The 405-nt window shown below is 71.4% G+C and carries 1 protein-coding gene; it reads left to right on the top strand.

Features of this window, described 5'->3' with window-relative positions:
• Nucleotides 1-405, top strand: a 405-nt coding sequence (locus VR44_RS10185; protein ID WP_045947097.1) for a homocysteine S-methyltransferase family protein, incomplete at both ends; no start/stop codon positions are given.

Genomic DNA, 405 nt, shown 5'->3' with positions numbered 1-405 from the left:
ACCGGCACGATGCTGCTGGGTTCGGAGATCGGCGCGGCCCTGACGGCGCTGGAGCCGCTGGGCATCGACATGATCGGTCTGAACTGCGCCACCGGCCCGGCAGAGATGAGCGAGCACCTGCGCTACCTGGCGCGCAATGCCCGTATCCCGCTCTCCTGCATGCCGAACGCGGGTCTGCCGGTGCTGACGAAGCAGGGCGCGCACTACCCGTTGTCGGCTGTCGAGCTGGCGGACGCGCAGGAGACCTTCGTCCGCGAGTACGGGCTGTCGCTGGTCGGCGGCTGCTGCGGTACGACGCCCGAGCACCTGCGGCAGATCGTGGAGCGGGTGCGCGGGGCGGGTGTGGTGGCACGGACCCCGGACCCGGAGCCGGGGGCGGCGTCCCTCTATCAGACGGTGCCGTTC

The sequence above is a fragment of the Streptomyces katrae genome, assembly GCF_000966975.1.
GTDB lineage: Bacteria > Actinomycetota > Actinomycetes > Streptomycetales > Streptomycetaceae > Streptomyces > Streptomyces katrae.
Note: the sequence above shows the minus strand (reverse complement) of the source record. Positions and strands in the feature narration are given on the sequence as shown.